This window comes from Streptomyces sp. NPDC006743 (genome assembly GCF_040703815.1).
GTDB lineage: Bacteria > Actinomycetota > Actinomycetes > Streptomycetales > Streptomycetaceae > Streptomyces.
The window spans coordinates 62,472-79,737 of the sequence record NZ_JBEYJA010000007.1 but is presented as its reverse complement, the minus strand read 5'-3'; the positions used below and the strand labels follow the sequence as shown (position 1 = coordinate 79,737).

The window sequence follows — 17,266 nt, the reverse complement described above, 5'->3', positions numbered from 1 at the left end:
CAGGGGCGGGTCAGATCGGCGGGGGCTCGATGTCGCACTCCGCGCGGATCCCGGCGGCGGCGCCGCGGCTCTCCGGGTGGTCGGGGCCGAGGGTCGCCAGATAGCGGCGCCGCACCGACGTCAGCAGTTCCTCGGCCGCCTCCTCGTCGCCGGTGGCCGCCGTGTCCAGGGCCACGTTGGTCAGCGCCGCCAGCGTCGCCGGGTGACGGTCGCCGTAGCGGGCCTCCAGCGCGCGGGCGCACTGCTCGCCCAGCGTCCGCGCCGCCTCCGGCTCGCCCCCGTGCGCCAGGTCGGTGGCGAGGTTGACCCGGGCCAGCAGCAGCCACGGGTGGTCGTGCGGGAGCGCCGCGGCCAGTGCCGCCACCGTCTCCTCGTCGACCTGACGGGCCTCCGCGTGCTGCCGCGAGGCGCGCAGCGCCGCCCCGTGGTCGACACCGGCCACGCCCGTCAGCGGATGCACCGGACCCAGCACGGACCGGTAGCGGCGCAGCGCGTCGGCGCTGTGCTCGCGTGCCGCCGCCGGATCCCCGGTCAGTCTGAGGTCGTTGGAGATGTTCGTCAGCGCCGCCAGCGTGTCGACGTGGTCCTGGCCGAACAGCGTCCGGTACAGCTCCAGCGCCTCCCGGGCCAGGGCGAGTCCCTGCTCGAAGTCGCCGGCCTTGCGGCAGGTCACCGAGAAGTTCTTGATCGCGCGTGCCGTGTGCGGGTGCCGGTCGCCGTACTGCTCGCGGTAGCGGGCCACCGTACTGCTCTGCAGGATCATCGCGTCCGCGTACCGGCCGCACTCGCGCATGTCGCGCGCCACGTTGTTGATGGAGAAGAGGGTGGAGCGGGCCGTGGGGCCGAGGATCTCCAGCCGGGCGTCGTGGATGCGCTGGTCGAGGGCGAGCGCCTCCTCGTACAGGCCGTTGACGCGCAGGCTCACGCTGTAGTTGTGCCCCACGGTCAGGACGTGCGGGTTCTGTTCGCCGTGCAGCTGGACGCTGCGGTCGTAGGCGTCCCGGTCCAGGGCCAGCGCCTGCGGGAAGCGGCCCGCCGCGCGCAGGTCGGCGGCGGTGGCCCCGGCCACGGTGAGGGTGAACTCGTGGTCGTCGCCCAGCGTGGTGCGCAGTCTGGCCAGCACGTCCTCGTTGATCCGGCGCGAGTCCTCGAACTCGGCCAGCTGCCAGTGCGCGCTCGCCTGCTGCCGGCGCGCCCACAGCGTCTGGACGTGGTCGGGGCCCAGCGTCGTGTGCCAGATGCCGGCGACCTTCCCGGCCAGCTGGACGGCACCGCGGAAGTCACCGCGCGCGATGACGTAACCCAGGATGCTCAGGGCCGTGTCCCGCGCCTTGGCGTCCCCGCAGTCCAGCAGGCCGGACGGTTCGAGGTGGGGCAGGATGTCGGCGTAGTTGCGCCAGTTCTCCGGGCGCTGGGAGTCACCGGGGTCGTGCGCGGCGATGATCTCGTGGACCAGGTGCCGCAGCCTGGTGGCCTCCTCGTCGGACAGTTCGTCCCGCAGGACACCGCTGAGCAGCCGGTGCACCTGGAGGGTCCCGGTGGCCGCGTTGACGCTCAGCAGCGAGAACTGGTTGATGGCCCGGACCGCCCGGCCGCGGGCCAGCTCGTCGCGGGCGACCGGGGCGAGGTCGTCGGGAAGGTTCAGCAGCCGCGCGTCGCGCAGGAACGACTGCGCGACGGGCTCGGGTCCGAAGAAGGCCAGCAGCCGCAGCAGTTCGAGCGCCTGCGGGTTCTGTGCGCGCAGCAGGTCCACCGAGGCCCGCCAGGTCGCCGCGACCGGCCGCACGCCCGAGGACGGGGGTTCCGCCAGCAGCTCCTGGCGGCGGTTCTCGAGGAGTTCCAGGTAGGCGCCGGTGCCGATGCCGGACTGGGCCTGCGCCGCCACCGAGTGCTCCAGCGCCAGCGGCAGGTCGCCCAGGGACTCGGCGAGCCGTTCGGCCTCCTCCTGGGTGGCCCAGGGCGTGCGCCGGCGCAGGAAGCCGATGCTCTCCTGCCGGGAGAACACGTCCACGTGCAGCGCGTGCACCCGGTCGGCCCAGCCGGAGTGACGGGAGGTGACCAGGACGTGCCCCGCGCCCTGCGCCACCCCGAGCAGCGACGGGATGTAGGGGACCACGTCCTCGGGCGCCCCGGCGTTGTCCATCACCAGCAGCCAGCGGCGGAACGGCTCCCCGGTGGACATCGCCGCCAGGACGCGGTCCACCGGGTCTCCGGGGCCCTCGGCCGCCGCGCCGAAGTCCGGCACCAGCGAGGCGAGCTGCTGGCGGATCACGGCGGGCTGCTCGGCGTCGATCCACCAGATCCGCTCGTACTCCGTGTGGTGGCGGTGCACGTACTCGACGGCCAGCCGGGTCTTGCCGACCCCGCCCATCCCGTAGAGGGCGTACGGCAGGACGGCCGCCTGGTCCCCCGCGTGCAGCATGGCCCGCAGCCTGTCGAGTTCCTCCTCCCGGCCGGTGAAGTAGGAGCCCTGGGGGAGCGGCATGGTCCGCGGCAGCCGGGACGGCAGGGGGGTCCCGGCCGCCGGCGTGCGGGTGCTCCCCACGGGCGGGCCGGGCCGCTCGACGCCCGCGGCCGGTGGCGTCGTACGGGAAGGGGCGGGGTCCATCGACACGTCCTCCATGCGCTGAGCCGGTTCCCTGGGAGGTGGAGTGGTGGGCGGTGCCGCCGCGCCGGACGAGGCGGGCCGACGCCCGCTGTCCTCCCCGCCCGCGGGGCCGCCCAAAGACGAATGCGCCCGTGCGCGGGCCAGTGCGCCTCCGTAGGCCGGTCCGAGCGCGGCCAGGGCGGGTGCGGCCGCCGACAGCAGTTCCTGGTCGGCCGGTCCGAGCACGGTCCCGTCCAGTTCGGCGGGCGCGGCCACCAGCGTCCCCAGCAGCCCGGAACGGGCGCCCATGACCCGGCCGGCGATCTGCGAGACCTCCTGCAGCGTGCGCAGGGTCTCGGTGCGCCCGAGGCCGAACAGCAGCCGGTCGCGTACGCCTTCCAGGAACTCGAAGCGCGGACCGTCCTCCCGCGCCCCGCCGCCCGCTCCCGCGCCCCCGGGCCGGCCGGCCCGCGGACCGCTGTCCGCCGCGAGCAGACCGCCGAGCAGGATCTCCGCGAACGGCAGCGGGCCGCCCGCCCGCCCCAGCAGACGCTGCACCGCCCCCACGACCTCCGGCCGCAACGGGACCATCGCCAGCTGGGCGGCGAGCCGCCGCGCCTGCGGGGAGGCGTGCCGCAGGAAACGCCCTACCGCCTGTTCCGGGGAGACCGGACGGGGCCGGTGCTCGGGGGCGAGCGGCGGCAGACACTCCGGGGCCAGGCCCTGCTCGTCCACCAGCAGGGCCGCCACGTCACTGTGCGAGGGCGCCTCACCGGCCACCATGCGCGCCCAGCCCGTGAACCAGGACGCCTCCATCTCCAGCACCGGCACGGGCAGCGCGCCGGGCCGCACCCAGCGCCCGCCGTGCCGCAGGAGCAGCCGCGCGTTCGGCAGCCCGGGCGCCAGGGCGCGCACCCGTACGTCCCGGGGCACCGCCTCGCACAGGTCCCACAGACGGCCGGGCAGCGGCTGGAGCACCGCCACCGGGGTGTGCCGCGCCCAGCGGTGCAGCAGCCGGGGCACGCTGCCGGACGCCCAGGCGTCCCCCACGCAGTCGCTCATCAGCAGCACCAGCCGGCGTCCCTGCGGATGGAACAGCTCGTCCGGGGCGCGGGCCGGGCCGCCGTGGTGGGAGCGCAGCCGCGCCGCCTTCCCGCCGCGGGTGTCCAGCCACCACACCCGTACGTCGGCGAACGCGCCCTGACGGCGCAGCAGTTCGGCGAACCGGTCGGCGACGCCCCGCCACACGGCCATCGACACGCTCTGCTCGACGACGAGCGCGACCTCGAACCACCGGTCCGGCACGTCGGCCGGAACGGGACTCCACCGGCCGAGCTCCGCCGACCGGATCGCGGTCCGCTCCTCGTCCAGGGTGAACCTGCGGCGCGAGCGGATCCGCCGGTTGAGGGGACGCAGGGCGCGGGCCAGCCGGAGCGGGTCGCGCAGCACCCCCGGGCGGGTGTCGGAGTCGAACAGCGGGACGGAGAGCGGCGGCGCGCCCACCGGGGACCCCATGTCGGTCAGCGGCCCCCGCACCAGCCGCCCGGACGATGATCCGGACTCCGCCTCCTCCTCCCCGGCACCCGCAGGAGCCGCGGACTTCCGCGGGGCGTGCGGCGGCGGACCGTCCTCGTCGGCTCCGGAAGGCGAGACGGCGGGCGGAAAACCGGTGGCCGGGGTGCCCGCGGAGGGAGCGTCCTCGGCAGGGGAACGGCCGGCGGGCGGACCGGCGCCCCGGCTCCCGGGCCCCGCGTGCCCGGCATCGGCGGCGTCCGGTCCGGCGTCGGCGCGCGGTGTCTCCCGCACCACGGACGCGGCCGGGGGCGGTAAGTCCGCGGGCCCGCCGGTCCGGGGCGGCACACGGCCCGGCACGGCACGGTCCGGCAGGACGCCCCCGGCCGTCCCGACGCGCTCCGCCAGCCAGATCGCCTCCGCCCACTCGCGCGCCGACGGCGACCGGCCCGCCCCGCCGGTCATGGCGAGGCGTCCGTCGCAAGGCTGCGCCACAGCGCCGCCCGCAACTGCGTCCAGGACGCCTCGTCGGCGTCGGCGGCGCCGTTCGTGAGCATGTGCACGGTGTTCAGGAGCTGGTCGGCGGCGAGCGAACCGTCCCCGCGCTCCTGGAGGAACGCGCGGACCAGTTCCGCCGCCCGCGGGTCCCGTCCGGCGCCGAAGTGGGCCTCCACCATCGCGGCCAGCCGTGCCTCGTCCGGAGCGGCGAGTTCCACCTCCAGGCAGCGGCGGCGGAAGGCGGGCGAGAAGGCGCGTTCGCCGTTGCTGGTGATCACCACCACCGGGAACTCCGAGCAGCGCACCCGTCCGTCGCGCACCACGACCGGTGAGCCGTGGTCGGCCGTGCCGACGCTCGCCTCGCGCCGGGACTGGCCCAGCCGCTCCAGCTCGCGGATGCGGAACTCGCCCTCCTCGAAGATGTGCAGCAGGTCGTTGGGCAGGTCGATGTCGCTCTTGTCCAGCTCGTCGATGAGCAGCACCCGGGGACGCTTCCAGGGCAGCAGCGCCGTGCCGAGCGGACCGAGCGTCAGATAGCGGCCCACGTCGGGCAGCGGCTCGCGCTTGAGGCCGGGGCCCGTCCCGGCGGGCGCGTCCTGCACCCTGCCGATCGCGTCGTAGTCGTACAGGCCGTCGCGCAGCGTCGTACGGCTGACCACCGGCCACCACAGCACCCGGCCCAGACCCAGCTCGGCGGCGATCTGGTGGGCCAGACTGGACTTGCCGGTGCCCGGCTGCCCGGTGACCAGCAGCGGGCGGCGCAGCTGGATCGCGGCGTTGATGACGTCGACGACGGCGTGGTCCAAGGTGCCCGCCCGGCGCGATCCCAGCTTCCGCTCCACGTCCCAGTGGTCGCCCGGGTCGGGGATGTCCAGCGGCGGGCTGTCGGTGTCCGGCCTGAAGCGCCGCCAGGGCGGCGGGGCGGGCAGCGGGGGCAGCGGTTCGGACGGCGCGTGCTGAGCGCCGTTGTCCCGGAACACCCACCAGGCGGGAGGACGGGGCTGCCGTGCCTCACGCTGATCGGTCGTCTCCCCGGTCATGGCCTGCCACCCCCGGTCCGCGGATGCCCGAGCGCGGCCTCCGCCCCCTCCAGTCCGTCTTGGCTGTCCCACACTAGGGTGACGTGGCGATGCAGGTCCAGCGTCACCGCTGACCCACCGCCGCCCGGACCGACGCCCCGCAGATGTCGTACCCGGTCGGGCAGCGCATCCAACCTTCCGGCCAGCAGATTCCCCAACTGGGGCCGCGCCTCGGCGTGGTGGCCCTGGCGGCGCAGCGCGACGATGGCCGGAACACCCACCTCCAGCAGGACGTAGACCGGGTCGGCCGCCAGATCGCCGTCGTAGGCAGGGGGGTCGAGCAGCACGAAGCAGAACGGCGTCTCCCCGTCGCGCAGTTCGCTCAGCAGGTCGTAGGGCGCGGGGGCGCGGCCGTGCGCGACGTACCGTACGGCCGGGGCCTCGAAAACGCCGTCCGGGTGGGTCTCGAGCCAGGCCAGGCGGCGGTGCAGCGCCGGCCACCAGTACCGCTTGTGGAAACGGTCGCGGCTGCGCACCAGGACCGTGTGGTCGGCGCCGATGGGGCGGGCCACCGAACCGGCCGGCCGGACCAGGAACTGGTCGACGTCCAGCCACAGCAGCGGCCGGGGCAGCAGGAACTCCACCTTCAGTCCGGCGCTCAGCTCCCCGAGGCGCTCCAGCGCGCTCTGGTGCACAGCGGCGACCGTCTCCTCCAGCGCGGCCCGGGAGGCCACCCTGCGGTCGGCGAGCAGGGAGTGCGGTCCCCGCGCGGGGGACAGCAGCCAGCCCCGCACGTGGTACTCGTCGGGTGCGGCCGGGTGCGCCACGATCTCCACGAGCAGCCGGTACGGCTCGGCCGGCCGCCCGAGCCGGGCCCGCTCCCGGAAACGGACCCTGCGCAGCAGCTGGGGCGGGCAGCCGATGCGGTGCGCCACCTTGTCGTTCCAGGCCTGCAGACCTGCCTCCAGCGGCCGCTGGAGGCAGGCCGCCACGGCTTCGACGAAGGAGAGCAGCGGGTGCGCCTCGTCCGCCAGGACCAGGGCGTCCTCCAGGGCGTCGAGCAGTTCCGCGACCGCCCCGGGCCCGCCGGCCTCTTTGCCCGCCGGCCGCGGCAGGAACGGCAGGAAGCGCCGCGCGAGCGGCTCCAGCGGCGTGGTGGCGGGGCACTGCGCGAGCAGCGCGCACAGCTCGTCGCGCTCGGCGGCCGTCAGCAGCCGCTCCGGGTACAGCCGCAGGTACATCTGCTCGACGGCCGCCCACGCCAGCGTCCCGGTACGCCCGCTGCCCAGCCGGTCGAGGTAGAACCGCAGCCCCTCGGGGTAGCTGTCGCACGCCCGCAGCGTCGCGTAGAGGTCCTCCCTGAGCATGCCGGAGCGTTCGGTGTCCACCGGTCCGAACCGCTCGGCGAACGCCTCCGCGGCGCGCCGCAGCGGCAGCGGGTGGCCGAGTCCGGGGATGCGGGCGATGAGGCCGGCCAGTTCCCAGAACAGGTCCGTGCGCGGTGTGCCGGCGCCGCCGGTCACGGTGTGGTCCCCGCGTCGCCGCGCAGCCGCAGGACCACGCGCTCGAACTCGCGCATCGGCAGCGACCCGCGCTCGTACCAGCGCAGTGCGGCGGCGAGCCGGTCGATGCCGTCCGCGTACTGCAGGCACAGCGCCACGACCCCGCGTACGTCCTCGACCAGGACCGGTGACCGCTCGGCCAGGTCGAAGATCTCGTCCCCGGCGTCGCGCAGCACGCTCTCACGGCGCTGCGGGTCGCGCATGCTCGGCAGCCTCACCAGGGCGGTGGTCAGCTCCCGGTCCGCGCCGCGCGGCCAGGCGGGCGCCGGCGCGGGGCCGCCGTGCACGGCACCGGCCAGCAGCGGGCAGTAGCGCACCGCGGCCTCGACGGGGATCATCCACGCGGTGCGGGACCCGGCCGGGCGGCGCACGGCGACGACGACGCCGATGACGTACCCGTCCGCGTCCACGACGCCCGCCCCGCTGTATCCGCCTCGCACCCGCTCCTCGGACCCCTCCGGGCTCTCCAGCTGCACCCAGTCCGGGCTGAGCCCGCCCGCGCCGAGCAGCCGAGCCGTCACCCAGACGCCGGGTGCGGCGGCCGAGGACTGGCCGAAGACCCGCACGGACCGCTCCCGTACGGGGCCGCACGCACGCAGCCGGGCCGGGACGCAGCCGGAGGGCGGCGCGCCGGTCAGCTCCAGGACCGCGACGTCCGCGCGTTCCCCCTCGGGCGGGGCCCAGCCCTGCGGCAGGACGGAGGCGTACGACACCTCACGGCTGAGGGAACCGGGGTGGTCGACCGTGACGCTCAGCCCCTCGGGGGACTCGTTCTCCGCCAGCTCCAGCGCGCCCTGCACGACGTGAGCACACGTCAGCACCCGCCCCCCGTCCACCAGAACACCCGATCCCACCGGTGTGTTGTCCGAGCCGAGAATCCGCACCCGCCATGAGTCCTCGATCGACTGCGACACCACGCGCCCCGTTCGCTCCGCCTTTGCACGATGTTGGCAGACAACCGCGGCCGGTGACAGTCGTGTGCCCGAATCCGGGGCGGGGCAGGGCTCCTTGCCGGCCGTCGTGGACGCCTGGCGGGAGCGGCCTCATCGCGTCGCGAGCACCCTGCGCAGCCAGTCCAGCCGGGCGGTCCGCGCGGAGCGGGACAGGGCCGCCCCGGGGGCGAGGCCGTCGAAGCCGTGGAAGCCGCCCGGCCAGACGTGGAGTTCCGCGGCGCCCCCGGCCTGCCAGAGGCGGGAGGCGTAGGCGACGACCTCGTCACGGAAGGTCTCCGCGGAGCCGACGTCGAGGAAGGCGGGCGGCAGGCCGGCGAGGTCCCCGGCGCGGGCCGGCGCGGCGTACGGCGACACGTGCGGGCCACCGCGCCGCTCGCCCAGCAGCGCCGACCAGCCCGTCTCGTTGGCCGTGCGGTCCCAGGGGCCGACGCCCGCCATCTGGTGGGCGGACGGCGTGTCGTTGCGGTCGTCGAGCATCGGGGACAGCAGCATCTGCGCGAGCGGACGCGGGCCCCGCCGGTCGCGCAGCAGCAGCGCCAGGGCGGCGGCCAGGCCCCCGCCCGCGCTCGCCCCCACGAGCACGATCCGCTGCCGGTCGCCGCCCAGGCGCGCGGCGTGTCCGGCCGTCCAGACCAGCCCCGCGTACACGTCCTCCACGGGCGCGGGGTGCGGATGCTCCGGTGCCAGCCGGTACTCCACCGACACCACGACCGCGTCCAGCTCCTGCGCCCAGTCCAGGGCCGTGTTCACGCCGAGCCGGTTGTTCCCGAGGACCATGCCCCCGCCGTGCACGTGGTACAGCACGGGCCGCGCCGTGCCGGGCGCCGCCGCCGTGGGGCGGCAGACGAGCAGGGAGACGGCCGGGGCGCCAGGGGGGCCGGGGACCGTCAGGTCCGCCGCCTCGAAGGCGCCGCCCAGCGTCAGGTCCAGCGCGGCCGACAGTTCCGAGGCCGCGTCCCCGTCCCGGCGGGCGGCGGCGATGTCCTCGGGGGTGAGCCCGGGCCGGGCCAGGTCGCCGGCCTCTTCCAGAGCGGTGGCCAGCTCCGGGTCGAACGGGGGCGGGACCGGTTCCATGGCGTCTCCTTGCCGGGGCACGACGGGTACGGCGGCACGCCCGCTCCCGGACGCGCCGCCCCCCGTGTACCCGCCGGGCGGGTGACCTCGGCAAGGAGGGCCGCAGCCGCGCACGGCTCCGGCCCTCCCGGTGGTACGGCTCGCTCAGGCGGCGATGACCTCGTCGGCGTGGCCGCGCAGGCGGGCGACGACCTCGGTCAGCTGGCCGGCGACCTCGGCGTCGTCCGCCGGGTGCGTCTCGGTGAAGCGCGTCACGGAGCCCGGGATGGAGAGCTTGATGTCCTCGATCACCTTGCCGCCGGCGATGCCCACGGCCTTGCGGGTGTCGTCGTGCGCCCACACGCCGCCGTACTGGCCGAGGGCGGTGCCGATGACGGCGACCGGCTTGCCGCCGAAGGCGCCGGCGCCGTACGGACGGGACAGCCAGTCGATGGCGTTCTTCAGGACGGCCGGGATGGTGCCGTTGTACTCGGGGGAGAAGAGCAGGAAGGCGTCGGCGGCCAGGGCGGCCTCGCGCAGCTTGACGGCGGCGGCCGGCACGCCGCCCTCGACGTCGAGGTCCTCGTTGTAGAACGGGACGTCGGCCAGGCCCTCGAAGACCTGGACCTCGGCGCCCTCGGGGGCGAGCTTCGCGGCAGCCTCGGCGAGCTGGCGGTTGTGCGAGCCGGCGCGCAGGCTGCCGACGAGCGCGAGAATGCGAACAGACATGGGGGACTCCAAGGGGTGAAACACTGCCGTAACCAACCGGACCGAGGTCCGTTTAATTTTCTACCAGATTAAACGGACCGCGGTCCAGTTGTGTTCCCCATGCTTTACGCTGTCTTCATGTCCAGCGCTCTGCCGCCCTTCCCCACGCCTCAAGAGCCCTCAGAACAGCCGGTGTTGCTCGAACTCGGCGCCGGTTCGGACGAGCCCTGCCTGCGCGCCGACGCGGCACGCAACCGCGCCCGGCTGCTGGACGCCGCGGCCCGTCTGGTGGCGGAGCACGGCGCGGCGGGCGTCACGATGGAGGCGGTGGCGGCGGCCGCCCAGGTGGGCAAGGGCACGGTCTTCCGCCGCTTCGGCGACCGCACCGGCCTGCTCACCGCCCTGCTGGACCACTCCGAGAGCAAGTTCCAGGCCTCCTTCCTCAGCGGGCCGCCTCCCCTGGGCCCGGGCGCGCCGCCCGTGGAGCGGCTGCGGGCCTTCGGCTGTGCCGCGCTGCGCCGCGCCGCCGACGACCTGGAACTGCAGCTCGCCGCGGAACCCTGTCCCGACCGCCGCTTCCTCGTGCCGGCCCGCCGGGTGCGCCACGCCCATGTCGTCATGCTGCTGCGCCAGGCGGTCCCCGGGGCGGACGCCGAACTCCTCGCCCAGGCGCTGATGGGCTACCTGGAAGCCGCGCTGCTCCACCACCTGACCCGGCAGTGCCAGATGCCGATGGAGCGGCTCCACGCCGGCTGGTACGACCTGGTCGACCGCCTGACGGGTGCCAGGCGGCCCGGCTGAGCGCCGTGGCCCCCGCTGCCGGGCCCTGCTCGGTGCCCGCCCCGGCCCGGCGGTCCTGTTGATCCCGTTCCCGGCCTTCCCGCCGCCGGCCCCCTGTCCCCGACAGGGTGCGTCCCGCCCCCGGCGTGCCGTGCGCCCGCTCCCGGCCGGGCCGCACTCAGCCGTGGGCGGCGAACATCTCCAGCAGGCCCTGGGGCGCGTCCTCGCGGAACAGCAGGGCCGCACTGTGCGCCGACTGTGCCGCCGACGCCTCGCTGCGCGGGAACATCCGTTCCTCGTACGCGCTCAGGGCGGCCTCGGTGTCATCGGGCCGGGCGGCGAGGAAACCGGCCAGTTCGGCGCCGTCGAGCATGGCGAGGTTGGCGCCCTCGCCCGCGAACGGCGACATCAGGTGCGCCGCGTCGCCCAGCAGCGTGACCCCGGGAACCCGGTCCCAGCGGTGACCGACCGGGAGCGCGTGGATCCGCCGGGGCACCAGCGGGCCGTCGGCGTCGGAGACCAGGGACCGCAGGCTCTTGTCCCAGCCGTCGAAGTGAGCGAGGACACGCTCCTTGGCCGCCTCGGTGTCGCCGAAGTCGACGCCGTCGAGCCAGTCCTCCGGGGCCTCGACGGCCACGTACACGTGCACGCTGCCGTCCGTCTCGCGGTGCGCGAGGAAGCCCCGGCCCGCACCCAGCGCGAAGAAGAACCCCTCGCCCACCACCCCGGCGGCGACCGGATGACGCAGACCGGCCTCCAGGAGGTCCGCCTCGACGAAGGACACGCCGCTGTAGGCGGGCCGCGCCGCGGAGACCAGCGGACGGATCCGCGACCACGCCCCGTCGGCGCCGACCAGCAGGTCCGTGGTGAAGACCGTGCCGTCGGCGAGCGCCACCTCGTGCCGGCCACCGCCCAGCGGGCGTGCCCCGGTGACCTTGGCGCCCCAGCGGACGGTGTTCTCGGGCAGGGAGCCGAGGAGCAGGTCCCGCAGATCGCCCCGGTCGATCTCCGGCCGGCCGCCGGCGCCGTCGTCGGGCTCGTCCAGCAGGACGACGGCGTGCCGGTCGAGCACGCGCGTGGCCTGGCCGCCGGGCAGGACGAGTTCCCGGAACCGCTCGTGCAGACCGGCGGCCCGCAGCGCCGCCTGGCCGGAGTCCTCGTGGATGTCGAGCATGCCGCCCTGGGTGCGTGCGGCGGGGGAGGCGTCGAGGTCGAAGACCGCCGCCTCGATGCCGTGCACGGCCAGCACACGGGCGAGCGTGAGCCCGCCGAGGCCGGCGCCGATCACGGCGACGGGGTGGTGGGGAGGCGTGGTGGACACGTGGGTTCTCCTCGGGTCGGCAGGGGGAGCGGAGGGGCTACGCAGGGGGCGGGGGCGCGTTCAGCGGTCACGGCACGGCCGGTCGGGCACCGGCGTGTGTTCGATGCCGCTGATCACCGCCCGGACGCCCCCGGACAGGCGCTCCTCGGGCGTCCCGGCCGGCAGGGGGCCGGCGAGGGCGGCGGCCACGATCCCCTCCCCGCTCAGGACGGGCTCGGCGGGACGGTCGCTGCGGCTGCGCGAAGCGGGGGGATGTGCTGTCACGCCCCTCACCGTATCGAACGCGTTCGTCACGAACAAGTTCGTAACGAACGTGTTCGAAGTGTCCGCCGGCGCGCCGTCCACCCCCAGCGCCGGGCACAGCCGCCGGCCGGTGTCGCGCCGGCGTCGTCGTGCCCGAGGAACCGGGCCTCGGCGTCTTCTCCCGGCCCGGCCTGGAGGACGTACGGCGCGCCCGTCACCGAACCGCCCCTCGGCTACGACGAGGAGTCACCCAGTCCCCCCGCGAGTCCAGCTGACCTCGCGGGCGGCTTCGGACGAGACGTCCGGGAACGGCGGCGGGGCCCCTCCCGCACCGGGAAGGGCCCCGTCCGCCACCACGACCGCCGCCGGAGCAGGTCACCGGCGTCTACTCGCCGGACTGTCCCGCCTGCGCCTGCTGCTCGGCCACCGCCTTGCGGACCTCGTCCATGTCCAGCTCACGGGCCTGCCCGATCACATCCGCCAGAGCGGCCTCGGGCAGCGCGCCCGGCTGCGCGAACACGGCCACCTGGTCACGGACGATCATCAGCGTCGGGATGGACTGGATCCCGAAGGCCGCCGCCAGCTCCGGCTGCGCCTCCGTGTCCACCTTGCCGAAGACCAGGTCGGGGTTGTCCGTGGCCGCCTTCTCGTAGACCGGGGCGAACGAACGGCACGGCCCGCACCAGGACGCCCAGAAGTCGATGAGGACGAACTCGTTCTCGGTGACCGTCCGGTCGAAATTCTCCTTGGTCAGCTCCACGGTGCTGCTCATGGCGTGTCCTCTTCCTGGTGTCGGGTTGAGCCGTCCGCACAACACGGCCGACCCTACGGGCTATTCCGTGCGCGCAACGCACTGCTCCGCGCGCGTACCCATGTGGCCTGCGGGCACACCACCCACCAGACTGACCCCATGACGGAAACGGAAACCCTCACGTACGACGTCGTCGTGCTCGGCGCCGGCCCCGTCGGCGAGAACGTGGCCGACCGCACCCGCGCCGCAGGCCTGTCCACCGCGATCGTGGAGAGCGAACTCGTCGGCGGCGAATGCTCGTACTGGGCCTGCATGCCCAGCAAGGCCCTGCTGCGCCCGGTCATCGCCCGCGCCGACGCCCGCCGCCTGCCCGGACTGAGCCGGGCCGTGCAGGGACCGCTGGACACCGCCGCGGTCCTGGCCCGCCGCGACGAGTACACCTCGCACTGGCACGACGACGGGCAGGTGGGATGGCTGGACGGCATCGGAGCGGACCTGCACCGCGGCCACGGCCGGCTCGCGGGCCCGCGCACCGTGACGGTCACCGGCCCGGACGGCGCGCTCAGGACCCTGACCGCCCGGCACGCCGTCGCCGTCTGCACCGGCACCCGCGCCCAGCTGCCCGACCTGCCCGGTCTCGACGAGGTCAGGCCGTGGACCAGCCGGGAGGCCACCAGCGCCGAGAAGGTGCCGCGGCGGCTGATCGTGGTCGGCGGCGGTGTGGTCGCCACCGAGATGGCCACCGTCTTCCAGGCCCTCGGCTCCCAGGTCACCGTGCTGGTGCGCGGCAAGGGACTGCTGCCCCGCATGGAACCCTTCGCCGGTGAACTCGTCGCCGACGCGCTCACCGAGGCGGGCACCGACCTGCGCACCGGCACCTCCGTGGAGTCCGTGACCCGCGAGAACGGCACCGTCGTGGCCGTCACCGGCACCGGCGAGCGCATCGAGGGCGACGAGATCCTCTTCGCCACCGGACGCGCCCCGCGCACCGACGACATCGGCCTGGACACCGTCGGCCTGGAACCGGGCTCCTGGCTCACGGTCGACGACACCCTGCGGGTCGAGGGCACCGACTGGCTCTACGCCTGCGGCGACGTCAACCACCGCGCGCTCCTCACCCACCAGGGCAAGTACCAGGCCCGGATCGCGGGCGACACCATCGGCGCCCGCGCCGCCGGCACCGCCGCGGGCGAACCGGCCCCCTGGGGCCCGCACGCCGCCACCGCCGACCACCACGCCGTCCCCCAGGTCGTCTTCACCGACCCCGAGGCCGCCGCCGTCGGGCTGTCGCTGGCGGAGGCCGAACAGGCCGGCCACCGGGTCCGCGCCGTCGACGTGGACCTCACCTCCGTCGCCGGCGCCGGGCTGTACGGCGAGGGCTACCGGGGCCGCGCCCGCATGGTGGTCGACCTCGACGAACGGATCCTGCGCGGCGTCACCTTCGTCGGCCCCGGCGTCGGTGAACTGCTCCACTCGGCGACCGTCGCCGTCGCCGGGCGGATCCCCGTCGACCGGCTGTGGCACGCCGTCCCCTCGTACCCGACCATCAGCGAGGTGTGGCTGCGGCTGCTGGAGGCCTACCGCGGCTGAACCGGCCGCGGCGGGCCTCCGGGGCCGGTCAGCGCAGGGGGAAGCCGAGGGCGCGCGCGGCCTCCTCGGGCGTCGGCTGCGTCCACCGCGCGGCCATCGCCTCGTTCGAGGCCAGCGAGCGCAACTCGGCGCGGTCCAGGTACAGGGTGCCGTCGAGGTGGTCGGTCTCGTGCTGCACGATGCGGGCGGGCCAGCCGGTGAACACCTCGTCCACGCGGTGCCCGTGCTCGTCGAGCGCCCGCACACGCACCTCGGCGTGCCGGGCCACCACCGCCTGCCAGCCCGGCACGCTCAGGCACCCCTCGAAGAACGCGGCCCGCTTCGCGCCCACCGGCTCGTACGAGGGGTTGACCAGCACCCGGAACGGCAGCGGCACCCGGCCCCGGGCCACCCGTACCTCCTCCGGTACCGGTGCCGGGTCCTCGACGACCGCGATCCGCAGCCCCACCCCGACCTGCGGGGCGGCCAGGCCCACCCCCGGCGCCGCGCGCATGGTCAGGCGCAGCGCCTGCGTGAACCGCGCCAGCAGCGCGGGCTCCAACTGGCCGTCGAACGGCTCGGCGGCGCGCCGCAGCACCGGATCACCGGCCGCGACGATGGGCAACGGACCGTCGGCCGAAAGGAGTTCCTCGACCCGCTCGGCCAGGGGGGCGGGCGCACTGGGAGAAGCCATCGCGCCAGCATGCCACGGAGTGAAGTAGCGTGGTCCGGCACGTCGACGCCGGAGGGAGACGGACATGGCGCCGCAGGACCGGCGGACCCGGCGAAGGCAGGGGGAACTGGAGGGCCAGGTGCTCGCCGCGCTCCGCGAGGCGGACGGCCCGGTGACCGCGGCCTGGGTGCAGGAGCGGCTCGGCGGAGACCTGGCCTACACCACCGTCGTCACCATCCTGACCCGGCTGCTCGCCAAGGACGTGGTCTCCCGCGAGCGCCGTGGCCGCTCCTTCGTCTGGACCCCGACGGCGGACGTGGCCCGGCTCGCGGCACTCAGGATGCGCCGCCTGCTGGACGGGGAACGCGACCGCGAGGCGGTCCTCGCCAGCTTCGTCACCGCGCTGCCGCCCGGCGACGAGCAGGTTCTGCGCGCGCTGCTGGAGTCGGCGGACGAGGACGAGCGGCACGGCGAGGACCAGCCGTGCGGCGAGGAAGACCCGGACCGCGAGGACGGGCAGTGCCGAGGGGGCGGGCCGGCGGGAGAGGGCGCAACGGTAGAAGGGGACGGAGAGGACGGAAGGGTCTGACACCTGATGGGGGTCTTCGTCTTCCTGCCGCTGGTGCTGCCGCTGACCGCCTGGCCGGTCGCCCGGCTGGCCGAACTGCACCTTCACCCGCGCACCGCCACGCGGCTCCTGACCGCCGTCGCCGTCGTGATGGCGGCGTGCAGCACGCTCTGCCTCGTCCTGCTCATGGTGGTCGGCACCGCACAACTGCCCGGCAACCCGCTGCCCGACGGCTGGGCCGACCCCGAGGTCAGAGCCGCCGTGCCGTACGACGGCGTGGCCGGCCGCGCGGCGATCCCCGCGCTGGCCGCGGTCACGGCGGCCTGCGCCCGTACGCTGTGGCGCCACCGGCGGGTGACCCGGCGCGCCCGCCGGGCCCTGACCGGGCTGCGCGGCTCCACGGTCGCGGTACTCCCCGACACCACCCCGTACGCGTACGCCCTGCCCGGCGCGCGGGGGCGGATCGTCGTCACCACGGCCCTGCTCGACGGGCTCGCGCCGGCCGAGCGGCGCGCGCTGTTCGCGCACGAGCGCGCCCATCTGACGGCCCGGCACCACCGCCATCTGCTCGCCGTCCACCTGGCGGCGCGCGCCAATCCGTTCCTGCGCCCGCTGCGTTCCGCCGTCGCCTACACCGCCGAACGGTGGGCCGACGAAGAGGCCGCCCGCGCGGTCGGCGACCGGCGGACGGTGGCACGGGCCATCGGCAGGGCGGCGCTGCTGTCGGCCACCGCGCCGGCGCCCACGCTCGCGGCGCTGGCCGCCACCGGCCCGGTCCCGCGCCGGGTGGCGGCGCTGCTGGCACCGGCGCCCGCCGTCCGGGACTGGCCGCCGGCGTTCACCGCGGCCGGCGCCGCGGCGTGGGGAGCGGCCGCGGGCACGGTGGTGTCCGCGATGTCCTCGGCGAACTCGGCGGTCACGCTGTTCCTGGTCCTGCAGACGGCGACGCCGTTGTAGGGCCAGGGGAACATCGGGGCCGCGGGCCGCCCACCGGCGCGGCGCGGGTCGACGCGGGCGGGCACGTCACCCGCGGGGCCACGTCACTCTCCGAAGGCCTTGCCGCCCGCCTCGTCGGCGGACCCGTCGTCGAACTCCCCGGCGAGGGCCGAGGCGACCCGCAGGTGGGTGGCGGCCTCCTCGTGCCGCCCCTGACGCTGGAGGGTGCGGCCCAGCATCAGCCGGGCGTAGTGCTCCACCGGGTCGCGCTCCACGATGACGCGCAACTCGGCTTCGGCGCGGCGCAGTTGGGCGGAGTGGTAGTAGGCGCGCGCCAGCAGCAGCCGCGGGCCGGTCTGCTCCGGCACCTCATCGACGAGCCCGTTCAGCACGCGCGCGGCACCGGCGTAGTCCCTGGCGTCGAAGAACATCCGCGCCCGGTCCCAGCGCTCCGCCGGGGCCCCGTGGTCGTAGTACATGGTCTCCACTGGTGACCTCCTTCGAGGCCCACAACGGAACCAGGTGATTGAAAA

The 17,266-nt window shown here is 75.5% G+C and carries 15 protein-coding genes; 4 read left to right on the top strand and 11 right to left on the bottom strand.

Going from position 1 to position 17,266, the window contains the following annotated elements:
- Positions 1-10 precede the first annotated feature (10 nt).
- The 6 genes from fxsT to ABZ719_RS08690 form a co-directional block, all read right to left on the bottom strand.
- Entirely contained in the window at positions 11-4,564 is a 4,554-nt protein-coding gene (gene fxsT, locus ABZ719_RS08715) for an FxSxx-COOH system tetratricopeptide repeat protein (protein ID WP_366724480.1), read from the bottom strand.
- Positions 4,561-5,637: a MoxR family ATPase gene (locus tag ABZ719_RS08710; RefSeq protein WP_366724479.1), complete on the bottom strand. Its 1,077-nt coding sequence runs from the start codon at positions 5,635-5,637 to the stop codon at positions 4,561-4,563. Before ABZ719_RS08710 ends, fxsT begins: the two co-directional genes overlap by 4 nt.
- The gene (locus ABZ719_RS08705; RefSeq protein ID WP_366724478.1) at positions 5,634-7,139 is read right to left on the bottom strand and encodes a hypothetical protein; all 1,506 of its coding nucleotides are present in this window, start codon (positions 7,137-7,139) and stop codon (positions 5,634-5,636) included. Before ABZ719_RS08705 ends, ABZ719_RS08710 begins: the two co-directional genes overlap by 4 nt.
- A complete protein-coding gene (locus tag ABZ719_RS08700) occupies positions 7,136-8,095 on the bottom strand; it encodes a trypsin-like peptidase domain-containing protein (RefSeq protein ID WP_366724477.1) in 960 nt (319 codons plus the stop codon). The genes ABZ719_RS08705 and ABZ719_RS08700 overlap by 4 nt, the downstream gene beginning before the upstream one ends.
- A 126-nt stretch (positions 8,096-8,221) precedes the next feature.
- On the bottom strand, positions 8,222-9,205 hold the full coding sequence (locus tag ABZ719_RS08695; RefSeq protein WP_366724476.1) for an alpha/beta hydrolase: 984 nt from the start codon (positions 9,203-9,205) through the stop codon (positions 8,222-8,224).
- Between the two features lie 144 nt (positions 9,206-9,349).
- Positions 9,350-9,913 (bottom strand): NAD(P)H-dependent oxidoreductase, encoded by a 564-nt coding sequence (locus tag ABZ719_RS08690; RefSeq protein WP_366724475.1) that lies wholly within the window; start codon positions 9,911-9,913, stop codon positions 9,350-9,352.
- Between the two features lie 117 nt (positions 9,914-10,030).
- Here ABZ719_RS08690 and ABZ719_RS08685 point away from each other — a divergent pair, with 117 nt between their 5' ends.
- Positions 10,031-10,693 carry a helix-turn-helix domain-containing protein gene (locus ABZ719_RS08685; protein ID WP_366724474.1) on the top strand — a complete coding sequence of 221 codons (663 nt, stop codon included), beginning with the start codon at positions 10,031-10,033 and terminating at the stop codon, positions 10,691-10,693.
- Between the two features lie 157 nt (positions 10,694-10,850).
- Here the strand turns inward: ABZ719_RS08685 and ABZ719_RS08680 are convergent, their stop codons facing one another.
- The 3 genes from ABZ719_RS08680 to trxA all read right to left on the bottom strand — a co-directional run bounded on the left by ABZ719_RS08680 (position 10,851) and on the right by trxA (position 13,008).
- Complete coding sequence (locus ABZ719_RS08680) at positions 10,851-11,993, bottom strand: NAD(P)/FAD-dependent oxidoreductase (RefSeq protein ID WP_366724473.1); 1,143 nt, start codon at positions 11,991-11,993, stop codon at positions 10,851-10,853.
- Positions 11,994-12,053: 60 nt separating this feature from the next.
- Complete coding sequence (locus tag ABZ719_RS08675; protein WP_366724472.1) at positions 12,054-12,257, bottom strand: hypothetical protein; 204 nt, start codon at positions 12,255-12,257, stop codon at positions 12,054-12,056.
- Between the two features lie 364 nt (positions 12,258-12,621).
- Positions 12,622-13,008 carry a thioredoxin gene (gene trxA, locus ABZ719_RS08670; RefSeq protein WP_037859194.1) on the bottom strand — a complete coding sequence of 129 codons (387 nt, stop codon included), beginning with the start codon at positions 13,006-13,008 and terminating at the stop codon, positions 12,622-12,624.
- Between the two features lie 138 nt (positions 13,009-13,146).
- On the opposite strand from trxA, the gene ABZ719_RS08665 reads away from it, so the two are divergent.
- Positions 13,147-14,577, top strand: coding sequence for an NAD(P)/FAD-dependent oxidoreductase (locus ABZ719_RS08665; protein ID WP_366724471.1), 1,431 nt, complete (start codon positions 13,147-13,149; stop codon positions 14,575-14,577).
- A 28-nt stretch (positions 14,578-14,605) separates the two neighbouring features.
- On the opposite strand, the gene ABZ719_RS08660 is transcribed toward ABZ719_RS08665, so the two are convergent.
- Positions 14,606-15,250: a peptide deformylase gene (locus ABZ719_RS08660; RefSeq protein ID WP_366724470.1), complete on the bottom strand. Its 645-nt coding sequence runs from the start codon at positions 15,248-15,250 to the stop codon at positions 14,606-14,608.
- Between the two features lie 64 nt (positions 15,251-15,314).
- Between ABZ719_RS08660 and ABZ719_RS08655 the strand changes: the two genes are divergently transcribed.
- Both ABZ719_RS08655 and ABZ719_RS08650 read left to right on the top strand, forming a co-directional pair.
- Positions 15,315-15,818: a BlaI/MecI/CopY family transcriptional regulator gene (locus ABZ719_RS08655; RefSeq protein ID WP_366724469.1), complete on the top strand. Its 504-nt coding sequence runs from the start codon at positions 15,315-15,317 to the stop codon at positions 15,816-15,818.
- A gap of 6 nt (positions 15,819-15,824) precedes the next feature.
- On the top strand, positions 15,825-16,754 hold the full coding sequence (locus ABZ719_RS08650) for a M56 family metallopeptidase (protein WP_366724468.1): 930 nt from the start codon (positions 15,825-15,827) through the stop codon (positions 16,752-16,754).
- Positions 16,755-16,837: 83 nt separating this feature from the next.
- On the opposite strand, the gene ABZ719_RS08645 is transcribed toward ABZ719_RS08650, so the two are convergent.
- Positions 16,838-17,221, bottom strand: coding sequence for a tetratricopeptide repeat protein (locus ABZ719_RS08645; RefSeq protein WP_366724467.1), 384 nt, complete (start codon positions 17,219-17,221; stop codon positions 16,838-16,840).
- Positions 17,222-17,266: the final 45 nt, after the last annotated feature.